Source organism: Jatrophihabitans fulvus (assembly GCF_054781375.1).
In genome coordinates, this window is sequence record NZ_BAAGUN010000004.1 from 41,203 (window position 1) to 65,917 (window position 24,715).

20 protein-coding genes are annotated in these 24,715 nt (G+C 71.7%); 10 read left to right on the forward strand and 10 right to left on the reverse strand.

The window, feature by feature from the left end; genetic code table 11:
- Nucleotides 1-26: 26 nt before the first annotated feature.
- Together ACYVP9_RS14430 and ACYVP9_RS14435 are read right to left on the reverse strand one after the other, a co-directional pair.
- Nucleotides 27-3,224 (reverse strand): GH92 family glycosyl hydrolase, encoded by a 3,198-nt coding sequence (locus tag ACYVP9_RS14430; RefSeq protein ID WP_460605594.1) that lies wholly within the window; start codon nucleotides 3,222-3,224, stop codon nucleotides 27-29.
- Nucleotides 3,221-4,210 carry a LacI family DNA-binding transcriptional regulator gene (locus tag ACYVP9_RS14435; RefSeq protein WP_460605595.1) on the reverse strand — a complete coding sequence of 330 codons (990 nt, stop codon included), beginning with the start codon at nucleotides 4,208-4,210 and terminating at the stop codon, nucleotides 3,221-3,223. The genes ACYVP9_RS14430 and ACYVP9_RS14435 overlap by 4 nt, the downstream gene beginning before the upstream one ends.
- A 158-nt stretch (nucleotides 4,211-4,368) precedes the next feature.
- Between ACYVP9_RS14435 and ACYVP9_RS14440 the strand changes: the two genes are divergently transcribed.
- The gene (locus ACYVP9_RS14440; protein WP_460605596.1) at nucleotides 4,369-10,008 is read left to right on the forward strand and encodes a GH92 family glycosyl hydrolase; all 5,640 of its coding nucleotides are present in this window, start codon (nucleotides 4,369-4,371) and stop codon (nucleotides 10,006-10,008) included.
- A gap of 52 nt (nucleotides 10,009-10,060) precedes the next feature.
- Nucleotides 10,061-10,819, forward strand: coding sequence for an SDR family NAD(P)-dependent oxidoreductase (locus ACYVP9_RS14445; protein ID WP_460605597.1), 759 nt, complete (start codon nucleotides 10,061-10,063; stop codon nucleotides 10,817-10,819).
- A gap of 17 nt (nucleotides 10,820-10,836) precedes the next feature.
- On the opposite strand, the gene ACYVP9_RS14450 is transcribed toward ACYVP9_RS14445, so the two are convergent.
- From ACYVP9_RS14450 to ACYVP9_RS14460, 3 genes are all read right to left on the reverse strand, one after another.
- Nucleotides 10,837-11,235 carry a PPOX class F420-dependent oxidoreductase gene (locus tag ACYVP9_RS14450; RefSeq protein WP_460605598.1) on the reverse strand — a complete coding sequence of 133 codons (399 nt, stop codon included), beginning with the start codon at nucleotides 11,233-11,235 and terminating at the stop codon, nucleotides 10,837-10,839.
- Nucleotides 11,232-11,813 (reverse strand): TerD family protein, encoded by a 582-nt coding sequence (locus tag ACYVP9_RS14455; RefSeq protein ID WP_460605599.1) that lies wholly within the window; start codon nucleotides 11,811-11,813, stop codon nucleotides 11,232-11,234. Before ACYVP9_RS14455 ends, ACYVP9_RS14450 begins: the two co-directional genes overlap by 4 nt.
- 209 nt (nucleotides 11,814-12,022) lie before the next feature.
- Nucleotides 12,023-12,883, reverse strand: coding sequence for an oxygenase MpaB family protein (locus ACYVP9_RS14460; protein ID WP_460605601.1), 861 nt, complete (start codon nucleotides 12,881-12,883; stop codon nucleotides 12,023-12,025).
- A gap of 89 nt (nucleotides 12,884-12,972) precedes the next feature.
- On the opposite strand from ACYVP9_RS14460, the gene ACYVP9_RS14465 reads away from it, so the two are divergent.
- The 4 genes from ACYVP9_RS14465 to ACYVP9_RS14480 are packed head-to-tail and all read left to right on the forward strand — an operon-like array spanning nucleotide 12,973 to nucleotide 16,414.
- Nucleotides 12,973-13,455: an NUDIX hydrolase family protein gene (locus ACYVP9_RS14465; protein WP_460605914.1), complete on the forward strand. Its 483-nt coding sequence runs from the start codon at nucleotides 12,973-12,975 to the stop codon at nucleotides 13,453-13,455.
- Complete coding sequence (locus ACYVP9_RS14470; RefSeq protein WP_460605602.1) at nucleotides 13,452-14,429, forward strand: alpha/beta hydrolase; 978 nt, start codon at nucleotides 13,452-13,454, stop codon at nucleotides 14,427-14,429. The genes ACYVP9_RS14465 and ACYVP9_RS14470 overlap by 4 nt, the downstream gene beginning before the upstream one ends.
- A complete protein-coding gene (locus ACYVP9_RS14475; protein ID WP_460605603.1) occupies nucleotides 14,419-15,147 on the forward strand; it encodes an esterase family protein in 729 nt (242 codons plus the stop codon). Before ACYVP9_RS14470 ends, ACYVP9_RS14475 begins: the two co-directional genes overlap by 11 nt.
- A 25-nt stretch (nucleotides 15,148-15,172) precedes the next feature.
- Nucleotides 15,173-16,414 carry an ATP-grasp domain-containing protein gene (locus tag ACYVP9_RS14480; RefSeq protein ID WP_460605604.1) on the forward strand — a complete coding sequence of 414 codons (1,242 nt, stop codon included), beginning with the start codon at nucleotides 15,173-15,175 and terminating at the stop codon, nucleotides 16,412-16,414.
- 165 nt (nucleotides 16,415-16,579) lie between these two features.
- Here ACYVP9_RS14480 and ACYVP9_RS14485 read toward each other — a convergent pair whose 3' ends face one another.
- On the reverse strand, nucleotides 16,580-17,305 hold the full coding sequence (locus ACYVP9_RS14485; RefSeq protein WP_460605605.1) for an SIR2 family NAD-dependent protein deacylase: 726 nt from the start codon (nucleotides 17,303-17,305) through the stop codon (nucleotides 16,580-16,582).
- On the opposite strand from ACYVP9_RS14485, the gene ACYVP9_RS14490 reads away from it, so the two are divergent.
- A complete protein-coding gene (locus ACYVP9_RS14490; RefSeq protein ID WP_460605606.1) occupies nucleotides 17,304-17,597 on the forward strand; it encodes an antibiotic biosynthesis monooxygenase family protein in 294 nt (97 codons plus the stop codon). The genes ACYVP9_RS14485 and ACYVP9_RS14490 overlap by 2 nt on opposite strands.
- A gap of 1 nt (nucleotide 17,598) precedes the next feature.
- Here the strand turns inward: ACYVP9_RS14490 and ACYVP9_RS14495 are convergent, their stop codons facing one another.
- The 4 genes from ACYVP9_RS14495 to ACYVP9_RS14510 form a co-directional block, all read right to left on the reverse strand.
- Nucleotides 17,599-18,189, reverse strand: coding sequence for a hypothetical protein (locus tag ACYVP9_RS14495; protein ID WP_460605607.1), 591 nt, complete (start codon nucleotides 18,187-18,189; stop codon nucleotides 17,599-17,601).
- Nucleotides 18,190-18,357: 168 nt separating this feature from the next.
- Nucleotides 18,358-18,945, reverse strand: coding sequence for a hypothetical protein (locus ACYVP9_RS14500; RefSeq protein ID WP_460605609.1), 588 nt, complete (start codon nucleotides 18,943-18,945; stop codon nucleotides 18,358-18,360).
- Between the two features lie 56 nt (nucleotides 18,946-19,001).
- Nucleotides 19,002-19,922, reverse strand: coding sequence for a S66 peptidase family protein (locus tag ACYVP9_RS14505; RefSeq protein WP_460605610.1), 921 nt, complete (start codon nucleotides 19,920-19,922; stop codon nucleotides 19,002-19,004).
- On the reverse strand, nucleotides 19,919-20,557 hold the full coding sequence (locus ACYVP9_RS14510; RefSeq protein WP_460605612.1) for a helix-turn-helix domain-containing protein: 639 nt from the start codon (nucleotides 20,555-20,557) through the stop codon (nucleotides 19,919-19,921). The genes ACYVP9_RS14505 and ACYVP9_RS14510 overlap by 4 nt, the downstream gene beginning before the upstream one ends.
- 180 nt (nucleotides 20,558-20,737) lie before the next feature.
- Between ACYVP9_RS14510 and ACYVP9_RS14515 the strand changes: the two genes are divergently transcribed.
- From ACYVP9_RS14515 to ACYVP9_RS14525, 3 genes are read left to right on the forward strand one after another with little or no spacing between them, the layout of a single operon-like run.
- Nucleotides 20,738-21,568 (forward strand): MurR/RpiR family transcriptional regulator, encoded by an 831-nt coding sequence (locus tag ACYVP9_RS14515; protein WP_460605613.1) that lies wholly within the window; start codon nucleotides 20,738-20,740, stop codon nucleotides 21,566-21,568.
- On the forward strand, nucleotides 21,565-22,881 hold the full coding sequence (locus ACYVP9_RS14520) for a M20/M25/M40 family metallo-hydrolase (RefSeq protein WP_460605614.1): 1,317 nt from the start codon (nucleotides 21,565-21,567) through the stop codon (nucleotides 22,879-22,881). Before ACYVP9_RS14515 ends, ACYVP9_RS14520 begins: the two co-directional genes overlap by 4 nt.
- Nucleotides 22,878-24,713: an ABC transporter substrate-binding protein gene (locus ACYVP9_RS14525; RefSeq protein WP_460605616.1), complete on the forward strand. Its 1,836-nt coding sequence runs from the start codon at nucleotides 22,878-22,880 to the stop codon at nucleotides 24,711-24,713. Before ACYVP9_RS14520 ends, ACYVP9_RS14525 begins: the two co-directional genes overlap by 4 nt.
- Nucleotides 24,714-24,715 lie beyond the last annotated feature (2 nt).

Sequence of the window (24,715 nt, forward strand, 5' to 3'; positions counted from 1 at the left end):
CCGACAGTCTGCCGCCACCGGAGCACTCACTTCTGGAGGGTCATCGCGTAGATCTCGGCCCCCGCGTTCGGCAGCGTGATCGACTGGACGGTGCGCGTCGCGTCGAGCGGCAGCGTCGAGACCCAGAGGTTGACCGGCGGGCCGTCCTTGCCGGTGCCGGTCTTGATGCGGTGGTCCATGGCGAGGCCCAGCGCGGTGCCGTCGGCCGGGGACGACGCCGCCCAGTCGCCGAGCACGAACGGCACCGACGCGGTCGTGCCGTCCGAGTAGGTGACCGTCGCGGACGAGCGGGTGTCGCCGCCGTGGGACGCGCCCAGCACCTTCACCGAGCCGTACGACCCAGGCGGCAGGGCCAGCTGGCGCCCGTCGGCCGACACGAAGTTCTTCGCCGTGCCGTCGGGGTCGGGCAGCAGCCACGGAACGCCCGCGAGGGTGTGCGCGCCGGCGTCGGGCAGCAGGTCGCCGTCGTAGCTCCAGCCACCGCCGTCGAAGTTGCCCGAGTCGGGTGCGGCGACCGTCGCGGTGCCGTCGAGGTCGGGCTGCAGGGCGAGCGCGCAGGCCCCGTCCGCGTCGGTGCAGCGGACGTCCTGCACCGACACGACGGCCTTGCGCGTCACGGTGCCGACGCCGTAGGCCCGCATCGTCATGGTGACCGGGTACTCGCCCGCCTCGGTGCCGGCGGGCAGCTTCAGCGTGATCGCCTTGTCGAGCTGGGCGGGCAGCCCGTCCGAGGTCAGCAGCGTGGTGGTGTGAGCGGGTTGGGCCTTCCAACCCTTCGGGACGGCGACCGACGTGGTCACGAGGTGATCACCGGGCCACTGGCCGACCATCGCGGCCGTGATCGTCACCGAGCGCGCCCCCACAGGGGCGGCCGCCCCGGCGACACGCGCGCCGAAAGACACCCGGGCGTCGTCGGCACTGCGGTCGATCGACGGCGGTGCGTCCTTCGCCCTCGTGCCCCAGGCGGACGGCGTCGCGCCGACGGTGAAGTCGAGCGCACCACCGCGGGCGATCGCCGAGAACGGGATCCACGTCCCGGTCGTGCCCTTGCCGTTCACGTCCACGGAGCGCACGTAGCGATTCGTGTCGCTCGCACCGGGCGCGGTCACCCGCAGGGTGCCGCCCTGGCGACCGGCGTACGACCCGATCTTCACCGTCGCCGAGGTGAACTGCGGGCTCGACAGCACGAACGTGTTCTGTCCGCTCATCGTCGGGTAGATGCCGAGCGAGCTCATCACGTACCAGGACGACATCTGGCCGAGGTCGTCGTTGCCGGTCATGCCGTCCGGGCCGGTGGTGAACAGCGTGTAGGCGGCGCGCACCGCGGTGGCGGTGTGCGACGGCTGCCCGGTCCACGCGTACAGGTACGGCGCGAGCAGGTCGGGCTCGTTGTTCGGGTTGTACGTCGACTTGGCGTAGTAGTCGTACGGCGCCGAGATCCAGTCCTCGCGGGCGGCCTTCGCCGGGGCGGCGAGCAGCTTGTCGTAGGCGAAGAACGCGTCCAGCGCCTTCGCCGTCCGGGCGCGGCCACCGTGCAGGTCGACCAGCCCGTGGACGTCCTGCGGCACGAGCCACGCGTACTGGTAGGCGCCGCCCTCGTGGAACTGCATGTCGGCCGACACCGGGTCGTACGGCTGCACGAAGGTGCCGTCGGCGTTGCGGGGGTGGAACACCTTCAGCTTCGAGTCCCAGAGATTGCGGTACCAGCGGCCGCGCTCGGCGAAGAGCTCGGCGTCCTGCGCGTGCCCGAGCGCCTTCGCCATCTGCGACAGGGCGGCATCGGCGGCGGAGTACTCGAGCGTGGCGGACGCCGGGTTGTTGCAGTCGCTGTCGCCGCCGGCGTACGGACAGTCGGTGTGCTGGTCGAGGCCGGACGGGATGTAACCGAGCTTCTTCCAGTAGGCGACGCCGGCGCGCCCGTTGTACTGCGAGTCCTGCGGCGGCAGCTGCGTGGCGTACCTGCGCAGCATCGCGTACGCCTCGTTCTCGTGGCCCTTCAGGAACCCCTTCGACCACAGCTCGACGAGGGTCGGGGTGACCGGGTCACCCGTCATGATGTTGGTCTCGCTGCTCTCGAGGGCCCACCGCGGCAGCCAGCCGCCCTCGCGTCCGATGGCCAGCAGCGACAGCGCGTCGTCGCGGGCGACGTCGGGGCGCAGCAGTTCGAGCAACTGGTTCTGCGTGCGGTAGGTATCCCAGAGCGAGAAGTTGGCGCGCGGCGTGAAGCCCCGTGCGGTGTGCGTCTTGCCGTCGAAGCCGAAGTACTTCCCGTCGACGTCGCCGCTGAGGTTCGGGTGCAGGAGAGCGTGGTAGAGCGCCGTGTAGTACGCGACCTGCCGCTCGTGGGTGCCGCCGGTGATCCTCGCCCGGGAGAGTTCGGATTCCCAACGGTCGGTGAGGGCCGTACGCGTGGCGTCGAAGTCGAAGGACGAGCCGGTCTCGGCGGTGAGGTTCTTCCGCGCACCGGCGACGCCGGTGTAGCTGAGCCCCACCTTGAGCGTGACCTGCTTCGTGTCGCCGAACGACACCCACTCGCCGTGGTTGCCGTCGCCGGGCAGTGCGCCGTGGGTGGTGAACGGCGTCGAGAAGCTGACCGCGAAGTACACCGTGTGCACGTCGTGCCCGGCGCAGAAGCCGCCGTCGGTGACGCTGCCGGTGATCGTCCGGTCGTCGACGACGTCGATCGTCGACGACTTCACCGCCATGTTCGCCTGCCCGGTGTTGAGCAGCACGTTGTGCTGCCCACCGGCCGGGAACGTGTAGCGCTGCCAGCCCGTCCGGTCGGTGGCCGTCAGCTCGGCGTCGATGCCGTAGCGCGACAGCCCGACCCGGTAGTACCCCGGCGTCGCCTTCTCGTCGTCGTGCGAGAACGCGGACGAGTAGTCGTCGATGCCGCCGCTGGTCACCGTGCCGGTGGTGGGCATGATCGGCAGCTCGCCGACCACGCCGCAGCCGACGCCGCTGAGGTGTGTCTGGCTGAAGCCGTGGATCTTCGTGCCCTTGTAGTCGTAGCCGCCCTGGCCGCCGGTGTCGGGACTGACCTGCACCATGCCGAACGGCGCGCTCGCGCCGGGGAACGTGTTGCCGAAGTTCTCCGTCCCCACGAAGGGGTTGACGAGGTCGGTGAGGTCGCCGGCGGGCGCCTGCGCGCCGGCCACGGGGGCGGTGGCCAGCGTTCCTGCGATCAGCGCCGCGCCCAGTGCGGCGGTGACGAGACGTCTCATGGCTGTGCCTCTCGATCGGGTGGGGGGCGCTCGCCGGACCCGCGGGGGATCAGGCGGACGGGCAGGCGGTCGTCGAAGGACGGGTCGGACGTGCCGTGCAACCGGGCGAGCAGGCGCTCGGCGCCGAGCTCGCCCATGGCCTCGGGGGAGTGGGCGACGACGGTGACGCCGAGCAGGTCGGCGAGCTCGAAGTCGTCGAAGCCGACGAGCGCGGGCGGACGGTCGGTGCCGCGCAGCGTGCGCAGCGCCCCGACCGTGATCCGGTTGTTCGTCGTGAACAGGGCGGTGGGTGGGGCCGGCAGCGCGAGCAGGTCGCGCACCGCGCGTTCGGCGGCGTCGCTGTCGTGCGAATCGGCGCGTACGTGCTCGCGCCACCCGTCGAAGCCCGCGGCGGTCATGGCCGCCTCGAAGCCCGCGACGCGCTCGCGGTGGGTGGCGAGTCGGCTGAGGTCGCCGACGAGCCCGATGCGGCGGTGCCCCTGCGCGAGCAGGTGTTCGGTCGCGGCGGTGGCGCCGCCGGCGTTGTCGAGCGCGACGGTGTCGGCGTCGATGCCGTGCGCCGGACGGTCGAGGAACGCCACCGGCACCCCGAGGCGCCGGTCGCTCTCGAGATGGGTGTGGTCGGTGAGGCAGGTCGTGACCAGCAGGCCGCACACGCGCCGTTCGAGCAGCTCGGCGGTCAGGCGGCGTTCGAGCGCCGGGTCCTCGTCACTGGAGGCGGTGATGACCTGCAGGCCCTCGCGCCGCAGCCGCCGTTCGACGCCGCGGGTGAGCCGGGCGTAGAACGGGTTCGCGACGTCGCTGATGATCAGCCCGACGCTCGTCGAGCGCGCGCCCTGCCGCAGCTCGCGGGCGATGACGTTCGGCCGGAAGCCCAGTTCGTCCGCCGCGGCCAGGACCCTGGCGCCCGTCGCGGCGGCCACGTGCGGCTCGCCGTTCACGACGCGGGAGGCGGTCTTGAGGCTGACACCCGCGAGCCGGGCCACGTCCTCGAGGGTGGGGCGAGCCGCTCGGACGGCAGGCGGCGAAACGGACGGAACCGGCACAGCGGGGAGCATGCTCGCTTCTTGACAACGCTGTCAATCGGGAGCAATGTGCCCGAACGTCGCGTAACGTCGCGCGGCGGTCTCCTGGGAGTAGCCCCGTGCAGCTGCGTTTCCGTACCCCCGCCCGCGGGTTCCTCGCCGCATTCACCGGCGCGGCCGTGGCCGTCTCCGGCGCCGCGGCGATCACCGCCCCCGCGGCCGCCGCGCCCGCGGCCGGCAGCTGGTCGACGTCCTTCGAGGCGGGCGACCCGGCCGCGCTCACCAGCACCGTCGAGAAGCGCGGCGGACGGGAGTGGCGCGACGGCGTGCGGGCCTCGTCGAACCACCTGCCCGGCAGCGTGGTCGACAGCGACACCCCGATCACGGCGTCGGCCGAGAACCCGCCCGGCGAGATCGCGAAGAACCTGGCCGACGGCGACCCCGCCACCAAGTGGCTCGCGTTCGCGACCACGGCGACGCTGACCTACCACCTGCCTGCGGCGACCGCCGTCGGCACGTACGCGCTGACGTCCGGCGGCGACGCCCCCGACCGCGACCCGAAGGCGTGGACGCTGCAGGGCTCCACCGACGGCAGCACCTTCACCACGCTCGACACCCGCACCGGCCAGACCTGGACCGGCCGCGGCGTGCGCAACACCTACACGGTCACCGACCCGAAGCCGTACGCCTACTACCGGCTGGCGATCAGCGCCCCGCAGTCGGGCACGCTGCTGCAGCTGGCCGACCTCGATCTCGCCGCCGCCGGTGCGACCGCGGACGACGAGCCGATGGTGACCGCCACGGGCAACGGCCCGACATCCGGCTTCAACCTCAAGGAGAACGCCGGCTTCACCGGCCGGCACGCCTACCGCTACGCGGGAGAACAGACGAAGACCGGGCGCGTCTACGAGACCAACGTGATCCAGAAGGACCTGTCGGTACGGGTGGGTCCGAAAACCCGACTGAGTTACCGCATCCTGCCGCAGGACACCGCGTCGAGCGAGGCCTACCCGTCGACGTACGCCGCCCTGGACCTGCACTTCACCGACGGCACGTACCTCTCGCAGCTGCAGCCCCGCGACCAGCACGACGTCCTGCTCACCCCGCGCGGCCAGGGCAACGGCAAGATCCTCTACGTCGACCAGTGGAACCAGATCAGCAGCGACATCGGCCGCATCGCGCGCGGAAAGACGATCGACCGCGTCCTGCTCGCCTACGACACCCCGAACGGCGCGCCCGAGCGGGCCTTCGCCGGCTGGATCGACGACATCGACCTCGACCCGTCCCCGGCCGGCGTCGACACCAGCCCGCTGGCGAACGCGGTCGACACCCGCCGCGGCACCAACGCGTCCGGCTCGTTCTCGCGCGGCAACAACCTGCCCATCAGCGCGGTGCCGAACGGCTTCACGTTCATGACCCCGGTGACCGACGCGACGTCGAACAGCTGGGAGTACTACTACGCGCAGGCCAACGACGACGACAACCTGCCCGAACTGCAGGGCTTCTCGGTCTCGCACGAGCCCAGCCCCTGGATGGGTGACCGCAACCAGCTGTCCGTCATGCCGTCCACGAGCGACACCCCGACCGGCAGCCCGACCGGACGTGCACTGGCCTTCCGTCACGACGACGAGACCGCTCGTCCGGACTACTACGGGGTGACGTTCCAGAACAAGCTGCGGACGGAGATCGCGCCGGCCGACCACGGCGCCGTGCTGCGGTTCACCTTCCCCGGCGACTCCGGCTCGCTCGTCTTCGACACCGTCGACCGCAACGGCTCGTTCGTGATCGACCCGGCCACCGGCACCGTCCACGGCTGGGTCGACAACGGCAGCGGGCTCTCGGTCGGCCGCAGCCGCATGTTCTTCACCGGCACGTTCTCGACGAAGCCGACCGCGACCGGTGCGGCGCCCGACGGCAACGCCGACTCGCAGTACGCGCGCTTCGCGTCGAAGACGGTCGAGCTGCGGCTCGCCACCTCGTTCATCGGTCTGACCCAGGCGCAGCGCAGCGAGAAGCTCGAACTCACCGGGCGGTCGTTCGACCAGCTGCACCGGAGCGCGACCGATGCCTGGCAGAAGCGGCTCGGCGTCGTCGAGGTCAAGGGCGCGAGTGACGACCAGCTGCGCACGCTCTACGGCAGCCTGTACCGCCTCAACCTGTATCCGAACTCGCAGTTCGAGAACACCGGTAGCGCCGCGAAGCCGGTCTACAGGTACGCCAGCCCGGTGCTGCCGAGCACGGCCACGGCGAGCGACACCGTCACGGGGGCCGCCGTCCGCAAGGGCAAGGTGTACGTCAACAACGGCTTCTGGGACACGTACCGCACGGTGTGGCCCGCCTACTCGCTGCTGTACCCCGAGGTCGCGAGCGAGCTCGTCGACGGGTTCGTGCAGCAGTACCGCGACGGCGGCTGGATCGCGCGCTGGTCGTCGCCGGGCTACGCCGACCTGATGACCGGAACCAGCAGCGACGTGGCCTTCGCCGGCGCGTACCTGCGCGGCGTGAAGCTGAAGGACGCGCTCGCGACCTACGAGGCGGGCCTGAAGAACGCCACCACGCTGCCCGCGTCGAGCGGGGTCGGGCGCAAGGGCCTGGCCACCAGCCTCTTCCGCAAGTACACCGACACCGGCACGGGCGAGTCCGTGTCGTGGGACCTCGAGGGCCATGTCAACGACGAGGGTCTCGCGCAGATGGCGGCGCAGCTCGCGAAGGACCCGACCCTGCCGAAGGCGAAGCGGCAGCAGCTGCGTGACGAGGCGGCGTACCTCGCCGACCGCGCCGGCCAGTACGTGAACCTGTTCGACCCGTCCGTCGGGTTCTTCCAGGGACGCCGGGCCGACGGCTCGTTCGCACAGGCGAAGGCCGACTACGACCCCGAGGCCTGGGGCGGCGTCTACACCGAGACCGACGGGTGGAACTTCGCGTTCCACGCCCCGCAGGACGGCCAGGGTCTCGCGGACCTCTACGGCGGACGCCCGGCGCTGGCGAAGAAGCTCGACCAGTTCTTCCGCACGCCGGAACTCGCGAACAAGCCGGGCGGCTACGGCGGCGTCATCCACGAGATGCGCGAGGCGCGGGCCGTCCGCATTGGTCAGTACGGCATGAGCAACCAGGTGTCGCACCACATCCCGTACATGTACGACTACGTGCAGCAGCCGTACAAGACGCAGAAGCTGGTGCGCGAGGTGCTGCAGCGGCTCTACGTCGGCAGCGAGATCGGCCAGGGCTACCCCGGCGACGAGGACAACGGCGAGATGTCGTCCTGGTACGTGCTGTCGGCGCTGGGCATCTACCCGCTGCAGTCCGGTTCGCCGAACTGGGCCGTCGGCAGCCCGCTGTTCGACAAGGCGGTCGTGCACCGCACGTCCGGCGACCTCACCATCACCGCTCGCGACAACAGCAGCGCGAACGTCTACGTGCAGTCGTTGAAGGTGAACGGCAGCACCCACCGCTCGACCTCGATCTCGACGGACGAGCTGTCCGGTGACGCCGGCCTCGACTTCCGCATGGGTCCGTCGCCGTCCGCGTGGGGTACGGGCAGGAACGACGTGCCGCCGTCACCGACCAAGGGCGACAAGGCACCGACTCCGGACCAGGACGCCACCAGCGAGGGTGTCGGCACGCTCACGGCGGCCAACGGCCAGGACGTGGCGGCACTGACCGACGACGACTCGACGACGCAGACGACCTTCCGCGACGGCGTGCCCACGCTGACGTGGCGGACGAACGGCTCGTCGGCCAAGGTGCGCATGTACACGCTGACGTCCGGCTCGGCCAAGGGCGACCCGTCGTCCTGGACGTTCGAGGGGTCGAACACGGGACGCCGCTGGACGACCGTCGATTCGCGCGAGAACGAGCAATTCAAGTGGCGCGGCGAGACGCGGCCGTTCACCGTGAAGAACCCGCAGGCGTACCGCATGTACCGCCTGCTGTTCACCGGTGGCGGCAAGGCGTCACTCGCCGAGGTCGAACTGCTGGTGAAGCCGAACCGCGCCGGCGCGAAGACCCTCGTCGTCACCCCGACGAGCAAGTCGATCGGCACGCGTACCGGCTCGCAGATTACGCCGACGCTCGGTAGCTTCGTGGCCGCGAAGGGCGCGTCCGCGAGCGACTACACCGCCACTCTCGACTGGGGCGACGGCACGACGTCCGCGGGCACGCTGCGTCCGGGCCAGCTCAACTCGTACTCGGTCGCCGGCAGCCACACGTACGCGAAGCCGGGCTACTACCGCGTCGCGGTGACCGTCACCGACGGCGAGCAGACGGCGACGAACTACGCGGGCGTCACCGTCGCGAAGGCGGCCACCGGCGGCATCACCGCCGGCTTCGACGGCACCTGCATCGCCGACGACGGCGTGGCCGTCGACTGCGACGGCGGCGGGTACTCCTACTCGCGGCAGGCGCTCGCCGCGGCCGGTGCGCCGCAGGGCACGTCGGTCGACGTCACGGGGACCGACCTGCACTTCACGCTGCCGGCCGTCGCCGCGGGCACACCCGACAACGCGAAGGGCAGCGGGCAGACGCTGCCGGTGTCGCTGCCGAAGGACGCCACGAAGATCGCGTTCGTCGGCGCCGGTACGCAGGGCGACCAGAAGGCCACCGCCACGCTGACCTACAGCGACGGCAGCACCCAGTCGGTGCCGATGAACTTCCCCGACTGGACGCTCGGCGGCGGCGGGGTCCCGGTGCCCGCAGGCTTCACGTCCGTGGCCGCGACGCAGTACCGCCTCGACGAGGGCGGACGCGACGGCGCCAAGCCCTACCTGTTCGCGGCACCGGCCATCACGCTCGCCGCGGGCAAGACCCTGACCGGCGTGGTCATGCCGAAGCAGACCGGCAGCGAGAAGGACAACGGCCGGGTGCACGTCTTCGCGATCGCCGACAACGGCACGCCGGCCCCGGCGCTCGCGCTGAAGCCCGGCAAGGACGTCACGGCCACCACCGGTACCGCGGCCACGCCGACCCTCGGCACTGCCACCGGCGGCACCGGCGACCGCACGGCCCGGGTGCAGTGGGGCGACGCGTCGCAGACCGCCGACGCGACCGTCGCGGCGGACGGGACGATCACCGGCACGCACACGTGGACGGCTCCGGGCGCGTACACCGTGCACGTCACCGTCTCGGACGGGCAGGGCAGCGTCACCGACTCGTTCACGGTGACGGTCGCCGACAAGGCGGCGCAGACGGTGTCCGCCGGCCGCAGCGCGCGACAGGGGAGTGCGCTGCCGATCGACGGCGCGGGGTTCCGTCCGGGCGAGACCGTGACGGTGCAGCTCGCGACGCCGACACCGGTCACCCGCACCGTCACCGCCGACGGGTCGGGCCGCATCGACACCACGATCGCGGTACCGACGTCGGCCACCGGCGACGTGTACGCCGTGACGGCCACCGGCTCGGCCACCCGCCTACCTGCGACCGACACGACCACGGTGCTCGACCGGGTCGCGCTCGCCGCCGACGCGCCGCAGGTGCGCTCGACGCTGGTGCTGTCGTCCCGGTCGGCCACGCCGGGCGAGCGGATCACCGCGAGCGGGGCGGGTTACCGTCCGGACGAGGTCGTGACCGTGTCGGGCACCCGACCCGACGGGTCGTCCGTCGTGCTCGGCCGCGGCCGAGCCAACCCCGACGGCGTCTTCACCGCCACGCTCGTGATGCCGTCCGGGCGGGTCGTGTCGGTCGGGACGGACAACGCGCTGGTGCAGTCGCTGCCGTCGGCGCGCACGCCGTTCCGCACGACGAGCACGCCGCACGGCAGCTGACACCGGCCTGGTTGCCGGCGGCGGGAGGACCGCCGGCAACTAGGCTCGCTCCGTGATCACCGACCTGTTCCGCCTCGACGACCGGGTCGCGATCGTCACCGGCGCGTCGTCCGGGTTGGGGGTCGCGTTCGCGCAGGCGCTCGCCGAGGCCGGCGCCGACGTCGTGCTCGCCGCCCGCCGCGCCGACAAGCTGGCCGACACGCAGAAGCTGGTCGAGGCCGCGGGCCGCCGCGCGTTGGCCGTTCCCACCGATGTCGCCGACCCCGGCTCGTGCCAGGCGCTGGTCGACGCGGCCATGGCGGAGTTCGGGCGGGTCGACGTGCTCGTGAACAACGCCGGCATCGGCACCGCCGTCCCGGCGACGAAGGAGACGCCCGAGCAGTTCCGCGCCGTCGTCGACGTGAACCTCAACGGTTGCTACTGGCTGGCCCAGGCATGCGGACGGGTCATGGCACCCGGCAGCAGCATCGTCAACATCAGCAGCGTCCTCGGCCTCACCACCGCGGGACTGCCGCAGGCCGCCTACTCCGCGAGCAAGGCGGGCCTGCTTGGCCTCACCCGTGACCTCGCGCAGCAGTGGACGGGGCGCAAGGGCATCCGCGTCAACGCGATCGCACCGGGATTCTTCGAGAGCGAGATGACCGACCAGTACACCGAGGGCTACCTCGAGTCGGTGCTGCAGCGCGTGGTCGCCGGGCGCATGGGCGACCCGGCCGAACTCGCCGCCGCCGTCGTCTTCCTGGCCTCGCCCGCGGGCGGGTACGTCACCGGGCAGACCCTCGCCGTCGACGGCGGCGTCACCATCACGTGACCGCTACCTGACCGTCGTCAGGCGTTCCAGCCGTGCCACCGCTCGATCGTCAGGTGGCAGTAGACACGCGGCGAGTCCCGGTTCGGGTACGGCGTGCCGTTGTAGTGCCGCGACAGCCGGTCGATCTGGGCCAGGCCCTCGTCGTCGAGGATCTCGCCGACCCGGCCCTGGACGCTGATCGCGGTGTACCAGTTCTCCTCGGCCAGCGCGGTCAGCGAGACGCGTGGGTCACGGCGCAGGTGGTTCAGCCGGGCCCGGCCGGCGTCCAGGCCGAGCAGGATCGTCCCGTCGTCCTCGAGCAGGTACCAGGTGGCCACGGTGACCGGGCGGCCGTCCTTGCCGAGCGTGGCCATCACGGCCGGGTTCGGCTTGGCCAGCTGCTCGCGGAGGTCGTCGGGCAGCGGTCCTGTGCTCATGCGATGTCCACTCCGAACTCCCGTGCGATGCCGGCCAACCCGGCGTCGTAGCCCTGGCCCACGGCGCGGAACTTCCACTCGCCGCGGTTGCGGTACAGCTCTCCGAAGATCATCGCCGTCTCGGTCGATGCGTCCTCGGTCAGGTCGTAGCGGGTGATCTCCTGCTCGTCGGCGCGGTTGACCACCCGGATGAACGCGCGTCGCACCTGCCCGAAGTTCTGGTGGCGTCCCTCGGCGTCGTAGATCGACACGGCGACGACGATGCGCTCGATGCCGGCGGGAACCGCGTCGAGCTGCACCGTCATCTGCTCGTCGTCGTCGAAACCCGAGCCGCCGACGAGGTTGTCGCCGAGGTGCTCGACGGACCCGTCCGGTGAGGTCAGGTTGTTGTAGAAGACGAAGTGCTCGTCGGACGGCACCTTGTCGTCGGGGCCGAGCAGCAGCGCGGACGCATCGAGGTCGAAGTCCGCCCCGGTCGACGACCGGGTCTGCCAGCCCAGCCCGATGGTCACGGCGGCGAGGCCCGGCGCCTCCTTGCTCAGCGAGACGTTCGCGCCTTTGGCGAGGGTGACGCTCATCCGGCGTCCTCGCTGCGCTCGGGGCGCCGGACGAGACTCCGGGGCGCGCTGTGCCGTTGATCCGCTCGGCAGGCCTCGCTCATGTCCCCGACCCTACTGATCGTGGACGGGAGGGCGGAGCCCGGCGAGGTGACCCCTTTCGCGAAATCTGTAATACACGCAGCTGCGCGTGTATTACAGATTTCGTAAGGGTGGTGCCGCGCGTCCCGTCAGGCCGTCCGCGCCTGCTCCGGCGGGGTCATGGCCCAGCGGATGCCGCTGACCAGCACCTTGCCCGCACCGCGGACGACGGTCGCCTCGGCGACCGGCAGGTACGGCAGGCGCAGCGGACGGCGCGTCCACGCCGGCAGCGAGCCCACGGCGGCGGCCGACAGCACGCCGTACGGGGCGCGGACGACCACGGGCAGCGGCGGGCGCAGCAGCAGGAACCGGGCGGCGGCGCGGGCCTCGGGCGTGCCCTCGAGCTCCGGACGGTAGGCCTGCAGCTGCTGCGCGAGTTCCTCCTCGGTGGTGGGCGGGTCGATCACGCCCAGCTTGCGGGCGACCACGGCGGCGTCGGCGACGTAGGCGTCCCGGCCGTTCCGGTCGAGCGTCCCCGAGCCGTAGGTCTGATACGTGCGCAGGAAACTGTCGGCCTCGGCGAGGTGGACCCACTTCAGCAGGTGCGGGTCGTCCGCCCGGTAGGGGCGGCCGTCGCGGGCGGTGCCGTGCACCCGCCGATGGATGCCCCGCACCTTCGCGATCGCGCGCTCGGCGTCCTCGACGGTGCCGTAGGTCGTGACGGCCAGGAAGTAGCTCGTGCGTTGCAGGCGGCCCCACGGGTCGCCCCGGTAGTCGGAGTGCTCTGCGACCCCCGCCATCGCGAGCGGGTGCAGGCTCTGCAGCAGCAGCGCCCGCAGCCCGCCGACGAACATCGACGAGTCGGCGTGGACGGTGCGGATGGGCGCGTCGGGGGCGAACCACCGCTCGCCCTCGGCGAAGTGGATGCGCTCGCGGTGCTGCGGCCCCTCGCTGCCGGCCACCCGCTCGAACACGAGGCGTCCCAATCGGGAGCGGAGATCGACGGCCATACCGTCCAGTGTGCCCAGGCGCTGGCAGTATCAGCGGGGTGACGAGCATCGACAATGAGGTCTCAGGCGCCTGGTTGAGCAACGAGGAGATGGACTCGGCGCGGATGCGCCTGCCGATCCTGTACGTCGACGCCGTGCCCGTGCGGGTCGACGAGGCCGGCGAGGTCACCGAGGTGGGACTGCTGCTGCGGGCCGATGCCGACGGCAACATGAGTCGCGCCCTCGTGTCCGGCCGGGTCTACTACGGCGAGCGGGTGCGGCAGGCTCTGCTGCGCCACCTCGAGAAGGACCTCGGCCCGCTGGCCCTGCCCCGGGTGCCCCCGTCGCCGCAGCCCTTCACGGTCGCCGAGTACTTCCCCGTCCCCGGCATCACGCCGTTCCACGACCCCCGGCAACACGCGGTGTCCCTGGCCTTCGTCATCCCCGTCGAGGGTGACTGCGAGCCCCGCCAGGACGCTCTCGAGATCACGTGGTTCAAGCCGCCGGACGCCAAGGACACCCGGGTGCTCTCGGAGATGGTCGGCGGCCAGAGCACGCTGCTGCTGCACGCCCTCGCGCACGTCGGGGTATGACCGTCACCCTCACGCTCGCCGACCGGCCGAGACGGCTGGCGCGGGTGCGCCTCGAGCAGGACGTCGGCCTCACCGACGTCGAGTTCGCCCGCGTGCCCGGCGCCTGGCAGCTGGAGTTCGAGCAGCCGGACGTCCTGCGCATGGAGTACCTGTTCGAGGTCACCGACCACAACGGCCGGTCCTGGACGACGACCGACCCGGTGCACGACCGGCGCGCCCCGGGCGCGTTCGGCGAGAAGTCGGTGCTCGAGTTCGACGGCTACGAGGCCCCTGCCTGGCTCGGGGCCGACGGCGTGCCCGGGTCGTTCACCGAGGCCGGCGCCGACGTCCTCGGCACGCCGGTGCGGGTCTGGACCCCGACCGGCCTCGACGGCCCCGCGCCCCTGCTGGTGGTGCACGACGGCCCCGAGTTCGACGGCATGGCCCGGTTCACCGCCTGGCTGGCGGCGATGATCGCGGACGGATCGGTGCCGCCGTCCCGGGCGGTGCTCCTGGATCCGGGCGACCGCAACGACTGGTACGCGGCCAACGACGGGTATGCCGACGCCGTGGCCGCTGCCCTGCCGAAGGTGTCCGCGACCGTCCGGGTCGGGGTGGGCGCGAGCCTGGGCGGGCTCGCGATGCTGCACCTGCACCGCCGGCACCCCACGCTGCTGGGCGGGCTGTTCCTGCAGTCGTCCAGCTTCTTCACCCCTGAGCTCGACGGGCAGGAGTCGGGCTTCAGCGGCTACGAGGCCGTCACCTCGTTCGTCGCGTCCGTGCACGATGCGGACGGCGACCTCGCGCCTGTGCCCACCGTGCTCACCTGCGGCACGGTCGAGGAGAACCTGGCCAACAACCGCACCATGACGACGACGCTGCGGCGGCTGGGATACCCGGCCGAGTTGCACGCCGTGCGCGACGCGCACAACTTCGTGGCCTGGCGCGACGCCCTGCACCCTCACCTGACCGAGCTGGTGCGCCGTGCGTCGTGACCACGTGCACCTCGACGGTGCCGACCTGATCGCGTACGGGCACTGGGGACGTCCGGTGCTGCTGTTCCCCGCCGAGGCCGGACGGGCCTGGGACCTCGAGGACAACGGGCTCATCGGGGCCGTCGCCGATCTCGTCGACGCCGGACGGGTCAAGCTGTACGCGGTCGACAGCGCGGACGCCTGGACGTGGTCGGCGCGCGACGTGTCGATCGAAGAACGCGCGCAGCGCCACGGGGTCTACGAGAACTGGCTGCTGAACACCGTCGTGCCGTGGATCGCGGCCGACTGCGGCGGCGCCGGCGAGATCATCACCGTCGGCGCGAGCCTCGGCGCCTATCACGCCGCCAACATTGCGCTGAAGCACGCAAACGTCTTCCCGCTCGCCATCTGCATGTCGGGCAACTACGACCCGACCACCTGGCACGCGTGGGGTGAGCCGGGCGACGCGACCTATTTCAACAACCCGTTCGCCTACGTGCCCAATCTGGGCGGTGACCATCTGTCGTGGTTGCGCGAACGGCTGAGCCTGCTGCTCGTCGTGGGCCGGGGCGCCTGGGAGGTCTCACCCACGCAGGCGCTGCCCAGCACCCGCGCGTTCGCGGACGTCCTGGGGCGTCAGGAAATCCGCCACGAGCTCGACGTGTGGGGCCACGACGTGCCCCACGACTGGCCGTCGTGGCAACGCCAGCTGGCGCACCACCTACCGAGGTTCTGCTGATTCACCCGTCGAAGGGATCTGGCTCGTGACGAACCACCTGATCGGACTGCTGCTGGGCACCGAGGAGGACTGGCCCACCGCCTTCGAGTCGATCGTGCGCCGCATGGGTCCCGTGACGGACGGCCTCGGCGGTGAGCACACCTACAGCACCGAGCGGGTCACCATCGAGCCGTTCGACCTGCGCGACAAGCCGCGCCACGATCTCGTCATCGACCGGCTCGCCTACTGGTACTACGTGCCGCGCGAGTGGCTCAAGAAGGTCGCCCTCATGGACGACATGTACCTGCTCAACAGCCCGTTCACGTTCCAGTCGATGGAGAAGCACGCCGCCTACTGCGCGATGATGCGGCTCGGCCTCAAGGTGCCCGACACCGTCCTCGTCCCGTACAAGAATCCGCCCGAGCACGCGAAGTACGCCTACACCGCGGCCCGGTACAACCAGCCCTTCGACCTCGACGCGATCGCCGAGCGCATCGGCTACCCCATGTTCATGAAGCCCTACGACGGTGGGGCGTGGGTGGGCGTCAGCCAGCTGAAGGGGCCCGAGGACCTGCACCGCGCCTACGACGAGTCCGGGCAGCGGCTGATGCACCTGCAGAAGGCCGTCGACGGCTTCGACGTCTTCGCCCGCAGCCTGTCGATCGGTGCAGAGACGATGGTGATGAACTTCGATCCCGACCAGCCGATGCACGCGCGCTACTCGGTGTCGCACGACTTCCTCGACGCGCAGACCGGCGACGAGGCCGTGACCATCGGGCGGCTCGTGAACGCGTTCTTCCGCTGGGAGTTCAACTCCTGCGAGACACTCGTCCGCGGCAGCGAGGTCTGCCCGATCGACTACGCCAACGCGTGCCCCGACGTCGCCCTCACCTCGTTGCACTACTACTTCCCCTGGGCGATGAAGGCGCTCGTCAAGTGGTCGGTCTTCTGCACCGCCACCGGACGCAAGCCCCGCTACGACCTCGACACCCGCCGCTACTTCGACGTCGCCGACCGCGACGACCTGTCGTACGCCGAGAAGCTCACCGAGTACCGCGCGCTCGCCGACGCCTACTTCGACGTCGAGCGCTACCACGACTTCTGCGCCTCACGCCTCGGCCACCTCGACGAGGTCGTGCTCGAGTGGGTCGAGGGGGCCGACTTCGACAACCTTCTCGTCGACGTCGTGCGTTCCACCTTCCCGCCGCACGAGCACGACCACTTCGTCGCCCACTACCGCGGCCTGCTCGCCGCCTGGGCCGCGGACGAGCGGAAGCGGCTCGGCTGACGCGTACCCGCCGCGACGCTGCATCCAGCCTCGGCCCCATGGCAGCGTCGCGATGGAGATCAACTGGCGACGCTCGGATGGGGCCAAGCGGCCTGCTCGCGACGCTCGGATGGGGCCAAGGGTGGACGGCGCGACGCTCGGATGGGGCCAGGCGGAACCTGCGCGTCAGAGCCGCTCGAGCAGCGCCGGGAGCGACGTCCCGATCGGCTCGCGGACGATCTCGTCCGCCAGGTCGTCGTAGGGGGTCGGCTCGTCGTTGACGATCACGATGCGCGCCCCGTGGGCGGCGGCGATGTCGACGAGCCCGGCGGCGGGGTGCACCTGCAGCGACGTGCCGACGGCGACGAAGACGTCCGCCTGTTCGGCGGCCGACGCCGCCTGCCGCAGCACGCGCTCGTCGAGCATCTGCCCGAACATGACGGTCGCGGTCTTGAGGATGCCGCCGCAGACGAGGCAGCGCGGATCGTCCTCGCCGGCGGCGAGCCGGTCGAGCGCCTCCTGCGTGGTGGAACGGGCGGCGCAGTCGATGCACTCCGCCTCGACCATGTTGCCGTGCAGTTCGAGCACCCGGTCGGCGGGGGAGCCGGCGCGCTGGTGCAGCCGATCGACGTTCTGCGTGATCACCCACGCGTCCGGACGGGCGGCGACGGCGAGGTGGGCCGCGTTCGGCGACGCGTTCCACGCCGGGTTGGCCTGCCGGGCCAGCCACGACCGGCGACGGATGTCGGCGTCCGCGACGTAGTAGTCGTACGTCACGAGCTTCTCGTTCTCGGGGTCCTGCCGCCACAGTCCCTGCGGCCCGCGGTAGTCGGGGATGCCGGAGTCGGTCGAGATCCCGGCGCCGGTCAGCAGCGTCAGTGTCGGCACGGCCTCATGGTAGGCAGGACCCATGGTGCGCAACGTGGTGCTGGGCAGGGTTCGCGACGACCTGGACGACGCGCAGCAGCGCGCGCTCGACGACGCCCTCGCCGGCATCGCCGCGCTCGCCCTGCCCGGCCTCGTCGACATGAAGCTCGGCCGCGACCTCGGCCTGCGCGACGGCGGATGGTCGTTCGCGATCACCAACGACTGGACGGACGCCGAGGCGTACCGCGCCTACGACACCGACGAGGAGCACAACCGCCACCGCGCGGTGCTCGTCGGGCTGTGCGAGCAGGTCGCGCGGGTGCAGATCGAGCTGTAGCTCAGCTCTCGCAGGCGATGCCGTCGCCGTCACGGTCGAGGTCGTAGGGATCCGAGCCGGTGACGTAGATCGGGCCGCTGACGTAACGCGGTCCGTTGCCCGAGCCGCCCTCGCAGTCGACGTCCGACCCGATCGGGATGCACGGGCTGTAGCCCGACGTGCACGATCCACCGCCGGTGCCACCGCCACCGCCGCCGCCGCTGGACGGCTTGGGGCGTACGTGCAGCACGACGGTCCTCGACAGCGAGCCGGCCCGCGCGGCGCGTCCCTTGAAGTAGACGCGCAGGTACTTGTCGCCGCTCGATCCCGGTCGCAGCGAGAACGTGTGCCGGGAGGCGCCGTTCAGGTACCGGTGCTGCAGCGTCACCCACCCGCTGCGCGTGTGCTTCTGCAGGTACACGCTGCGTCCCGACTGGTTCGGCGTGACCGCGGAGCGGATCGCCACCGCCTGTCCGAGCGTGATGGACGACTGCGCCAGCGTTGCGTAGGTGCGCGAACCGGGGCGGGCGTCCGCCCGGGTCGCCACCCCCAGCAGCACGAGGAGGGTGGCCACGACGAGGGCGGCGAGGCGGGCCGGGCGACGGTGCTGCATGAAGATCCTTCGGCTAGGGAACGAGACGTGATCCTGTCCGCAGCGCGTGGCGCCCGTCCGGGACGAAGGTCATCGCCGGCGGCGTCCGCCCGGACGAATCCGGCGTGCCTCGGACATCGCGGCCGCCCGCGGACGCGTCCTGCGGCCCTTGGCTTCGCGAATCGGCGTTCAGCCGCAGCCGAGCCCGTTGCGGTCGGGGTCGAGGCGGTAGGGATCCTGGCCCGAGGCCGAGACGAGGACGGGGCCTTCGACGAATCGGGGACCGTCGCCGTTGCCGCCCGCGCAGTCGACGTCCGGGCCGGGTGCGATGCACGGGCTGTACCCGGGCGTGCACTTCGACGAGGCCACGGGCTTCTTCTTCACGACCAGCTTGAGCGTCCGCGACAGCGACGCGCGGTAGCGGCGGGTGGCGGGGTCGTAGACGCGGAACAGCTTCGTTCCGGCGGTGACGCCCCGGACGGTGAACGTCACCCGCGAGGCCGTGCCGAGTCGCTTGCGCTGCACGGTCTTCCAGCGCGTGCCGACCTTCTGCTGCAGGGACACGCGGTGGCCGCGCTGTTTCGGACGGGTCGCCGACCGGACGCTCGCGGTCCTGCCGACCGTGATCGAGGTGGTGCTCAGCGACGCGTACGTGGTCGTCCGCTTCTTCGCGAGTGCCGACGCGGACGCCGACCCGGCGGGCGCGACGAGCCCGGCGGCGAGCAGCAGCAGCACGGTGGCGAGGGTGGCGACCCGGCGGGGGACGGGATGCGGCATGGGGGTCTCCGGGGACGACCGATGTTAGATAAGTGTGAAGTTAGCAGGAGGAATGGTCACCCGCCAGCGGTCGGCTCCACGAGGCGGACGGTGCCCGCGTCGGCGTCCAGCTCGGCCGCGACCCCGATCGGGAAGGCCCGGTTCGGACCGCTGTGGCCGATGTCGGCGTCGAGCACCATCGGCACGCCGAGGCCGCCGAGCCGCTCGAGGAGGATGTCCGCCACCAGCTCGTCCGGGCCGCAGTCGGAGAACCGGCCGCACACGATGCCCGCGACCCCGTCGAGGTAGCCGGCCCGCAGCAGGTGCGTGAACATGCGGTCGAGGCGGTACGGCGGCTCCTCCAGGTCCTCGAACAGCGCGATGCCGCCCGCGGCCGGGCGTGACGTCGGCGTCCCCAGCGACGCCTCGAGCACCGACACGTTGCCGCCGACCGTGACGCCGCGCGCCACACCGCCCACCGCGATGCGGGCGGCCGGGAACGTGATCGTGTCGGGTGGGGACATCACCATCTCGAGCAGCGAGTCGGTGGAGACCGCCGCGTGCTCGCCGTCCGAGGCCGTCGTGGCCCCGTGGACGGACGCCCAGCCGAGCTCGACGGCCACGGCCTCGAGCACCGCGGTGACGTCCGAGTAGCCGGCGACGATCTTCGGGGCGGCGCCGCGCACCGCGTCCCAGTCGACGGCGGCGACCGTGCGCCCGGCGCCGCTTCCGCCGCGGGCGACGAGCACGCCGGCGATCGTGGGGTCGGTCAACGCCTGCTGCAGGTCACGCGCGCGCAGCTCGTCGGTTCCGGCCAGGTAGGGGCGCCACGAGCCGGCGTCCCGCGCCGACCCGAGGACGACCGGATCCAGTCCGGCCGCCCGCAGCCGTGCCAGGCCGGCCTCGAGCGACTCGGCGGGGACGGCGCTGCTCGCCGACAGCACCGCGACACGGTCGCCCGGCCGCAGGGCCGGCGGACGGATCAGTGGGGCGGTCACGAGGCGCTCATGACGACGCAGAGGGTGAGGTCGTCGCTCACCGCGTCGAGGCGGTGGTCGGCGCCGGCCGGGAAGTGGCACGCGTCGCCCGACGCGAGCTCGTGGGCGGCGCCGTCGACGTGCAGCCGGCACGACCCGCGCACGACCAGCACGTACTCCTCGCCCTGGTGCCGGACGGCGTCGCCGTGATCGCCCGCCTCGCCGTGCACGAGGCGCGCGACCAACCGGGTCGACCCGGGTGCGGTGTGCTCCCACACGCCCGGCGACCCCGCGCGGCCGTGCGCCAAAGCCGCGCGGTTCACGCGCGGCGCGAACGCCGCCGGCTCCGGCGCCGGTGGGCCGTCGAGCAGCGACGACAGCCGTACGCCCACGGCGGCGGCCACCTGACTGAGGGCGCGCAGGGTCGGGTTCGCCGCCCCGGACTCGATCTGGCTGACGTACGCCGGTGACAGCCCGCTGCGTCCGGCGACGACCGCGAGCGTCACCCCGCGCCGCCGCCGCGCCTCCGCGAGACGGGTTCCGAGGGCTGCGAGCAGGCGATCGGCGTCGCCGTCGTCGATCGCCGGACGGGATGCCGGAGCGGCCTCCGGCGCGCCGTGACCGACCTCGGCACCAGGGGTTGTTAGGCGCGACATGTGGTGAGAGTATGCCGAAACGACAAATCCGGTATACGGATTCAAAAGGACATCTTCACTCGTACCGAATCAGGTCCGGACCACCCGTCGCCGGGAAGGGGGAACGGCATCACCGCGCACAGCAGCTCCTCGCAGTCGGCCCGCGCCGCGGGGTCCGCCCCTGGGTTCGCGCCGACACCGGTGCTGGACCTGCTGCGCGAAGCCGCCCTGCTGTGCGGTGGACGGGCGCCCCGGTTGGTCGACGAGCTCGCGCGCGACTACCCCGCCTCGCTGGCGCAGCGTCCGGCGCAGCTCGCCCGCGCGGCCGGCGTGCGGTCGGCCGATGTCACCGAACTCGTCCGCGCCGCGGGTTTCGACGGCCTCGACGACCTCCGTGACCGGGCCGCCCGTGAACAGCCGGGCGCCCGTCCGCGGCGGCGGGCCACCACGTCGGTGGCGACGTCCCGCCCCGACCCGGACGCCGTCGCCCGGCTCGCCTCCGCGGCCGTCACCGACACGCTCGTCAGCGCTCGTGCGACCGGCGTGCTCGAGGCCGCCGCCGGCGCCGTGCTGGGCAGCCGGCGGCGGTGGGTCTTCGGCGACCTGCGTTCGCGCGGATACGCGCAATTGTTCACGTCCGACCTCACGACCGCCCTCGCACAGGTCGTGCTCGTCGACCCCAGCGCCGCGGGCGTCCTGGCCGCGGCCGCCGACGTGCAGGCCCGCGACTCGCTCACCGTCTTCAGCTTCCGCCGGTACAGCCGGCTGACCGTCCGCCTCACCCGCGAGTTCGCCGAGCGCGGGGCGACCGTCGTCGCCGTCACCGACGACACGTCGGCACCGGTGGCCCTGGTCGCCGAGCACGTGCTGCGGGTCGTCGCCCCGGAACCGGCGCCCGCGGGCCCGGCCGTCGTCGCCCTCGCCCACGCTCTCGCGGCCGCCACTGCCGCGGGCGCCAAGGGCGCCGCCCGCCGCGCCGAGCACGAGGCCGCGGTCGCCGAGTCGTTGCAGTGGTACGAGGACGTCGGATGAGCACCCTGGCCCGGGACGCGGTGTCCGACACCGCCACCCTCATCCGGTTCGACACCACGAACTTCGGCGGTGGCGACTCCCGCGGCGAGCGCGACGCGGCCGAGTGGGTCGCCGGCGAGCTCACCGACTGCGGTTACGAGCCCGTGGTGCTCGAGTCGGCGCCGGGACGGGCGAGCACCGTCGTCCGCATCGCCGGACGCGACCGGGACGCACCGGGCCTGCTCGTGCACGGACACCTCGACGTCGTTCCGGCGGAGGCGTCCGACTGGGCCTTCGACCCGTTCTGCGGCGAGCTGCGCGACGGCCACCTGCTCGGCCGCGGGGCCCTGGACATGAAGGGCATGGACGGCATGATGCTCGCCGTCGCGCGGGACCTCGCGCGCCGCGGCGACCAGCCCGCCCGCGACGTCGTCCTCGCGTTCGTCGCCGACGAGGAGGACACCGGCGAGTACGGCGCGGGCTTCCTGGTCGAGCAGCACGCCGGGCTGTTCGAGGGCGTGACCACCGGCATCGGCGAGTCGGGTGCCGGGCTCACGGTGCTGCCCGACGGCAGCCGGCTCTACGCGATCGGCGCGGGGGAGCGCGGCACGGCGTGGATGACGCTGCGAGCCCGCGGCACGGCGGGTCACGGCTCGCGCACCACCGCCGACAACGCGGTCACGTCACTGACCCGCGCCGTCACCGCGCTGGCCGACATCGAGTGGCCCGTCCGCTCGATCCCCGTCGTGCAGGCGTTCCTCGACGGCGTGGGCGACCGGCTCGGCGTCCGCCTCGACGCCTCCGACGCGGACGGGCTGCGCGCGGCGCTCGGCGACGCGTACGGCTACGTCGAGCGCACCCTCGCGAACTCGCTCAACCCGACGATGCTCAGCGCCGGGTACAAGGTGAACGTCATCCCGTCCGAGGCGGTGGCGCACGTCGACGGCCGCATCCTGCCCGGTCTCGAGGACGAGTTCTTCGCCGCCGTCGACGCGCTGCTGCCCGCGCGGGTCACGCGCGAGTTCGACAGCTTCGCCGCGCCCGTCGGTGCCGACCACACCTCACCCGCGTTCGCGGCCATGGCGGACGCGGTGCGGCGGCACGACCCCGACGCCCTCGTGCTGCCGTTCGTGCTCGGCGGCGGCACCGACGCCAAGGCGTTCGCCCGCCTCGGCATCGACTGCTTCGGTTTCATGCCCGGCCGCACCCCGCCCGAGTTCCCCGCCGAGCGCTACGTGCACGGCGTCGACGAGCAGATCCCCGTCGACAGCCTCGAGTTCGGTGTCCACGTGCTGTCCACGTTCGTGACAGCCGAAGTGAAGGAGACCCCATGACCGGTCGCAACCCCGCCACGGGAGACGTCGCCACGGGCCGCGCCCGGCGCGGTCTCGCCGCGCTGCTCGCCCTCGTGCTGGCCGCGCTGGTCTCGGTGCTGCCGAGCCGCCCCGCCCGCGCCGACGGCGCGTCGACGTTCACCGTCGGTTCGCTGTCGCAGGTGGTCACGTTCAACCCGTTCCTGGCGTACGCGCAGGGCGAGCTGGACCCGATCAGCCAGATCTACCCGACGCTGGTGTGGGGCGACGCGAAGCGGTTGCCCGAGCACTACCTCGCCGACTCGTGGAAGACGACGAGCGACCGCAAGACCTGGACGTTCGCGCTGCACAAGAACCTGAAGTGGACGGACGGCAAGCCGATCACGTCCAAGGACGTCGCGTGGACGATGAACCTCATCCTGAGCAACCCGACGGCGGCGACCGCCAACGGACAGCTGCTCGACAACGTCGCCTCGGTGAAGGCCTCGGACGACACCACGGTCGTCATCACCACCAAGGCGCCGCAGGTCAACCTGCTCGACTCCGTCGGACAGGTGCCGATCGTGCCGCAGCACGTGTGGCAGTCGAAGGTGAAGGGGCTCGGCGACTTCACCAACACCAGCACCCCGGTCGTCGGCTACGGGCCGTTCTCGCTGCAGTCGTACAAGACCGAGCAGTCGACCGTGCTCAAGGCGAACAAGGACTTCTTCCTCGGCGCCCCGAAGTACGACACCGTCGTGCTGCAGTACTTCAAGAACAACGACGCCGCCGTGTCCGCCCTGCGCAGCGGTGAGATCGACCAGGTCGACCGCATCACGCCAACCGAGTTCGCGGCGCTGAAGAAGGACGGCAGCATCACGACCTACCCGCAGGTCGGCGCGCGCTGGACGGGCATCGAGATCAACCCGGGTGCCCGCACCAAGTCGGGCAAGAAGATCGGCACGGGCAACCCGGCGCTCACCGATCCCACGGTGCGCAAGGCGATCGCGATGGCGATCGACAAGCAGACCCTGGTGAAGCGGGTGCTCAACGGTCTCGGCCAGACGGGCGCGGGTTACCTGCCGCCCGCCTTCCCGAACTTCACGTGGAAGCCGAGCACGGTCACGCCGTACGACCCGTCCGCGGCGAACGCCATGCTCGACAAGGCCGGGTACACGAAGAACGGCGACGGCGTCCGCAAGGACCCGAAGACCGGCAAGGCACTCAGCCTGCGGCTCGGCACCCACTCCGACTCGACCACGGACGCCCAGATCGCCGAGTACGTCGTCGGCTGGCTGAAGAAGGTCGGCATCGAGGTCAAGACGGAGCCGCTGAGCTCGAGTGCTCTGAACGACCAGCTGTCCAAGGGTGACTTCGACATGTTCATGGACGGCTGGGGCACCGGTCCCGACCCGACCTACCTGCTCGGCATCCAGACCTGCGGCACGCTGCCCGACAACGCCGCGGGCGACAACGGCAACACCGACGCGTTCTTCTGCGACAAGCAGTACGACGCGCTCTACAACAAGCAGTTGCAGACGTTCGACACGAGCGAGCGGGCCGCGATCTGGGCGCAGATGCAGAAGATCCTCTACGACGCGAACGTCGACCTGATCCTCTACTACCAGAACAACCTGTCGGCCGTCCGGAAGGATTCGGCGAAGGACTTCATCACCGGCAAGGCCGACGCGCAGGGCTTCTACCCGTACCAGAACTACACGCGCAACTGGCGCCTCGCCGAGCCGTCCGCGAGTTCCGACAGCGGGTCGAACACCGGTCTCGTCGTCGGTCTCGTCGTGGTGGTCGTCGTGATCGTCGGTGTCGCGGCCGTCGTGCTGCTGCGCCGCCGCTCGACCGCTGCCGACCGGGAGTAACC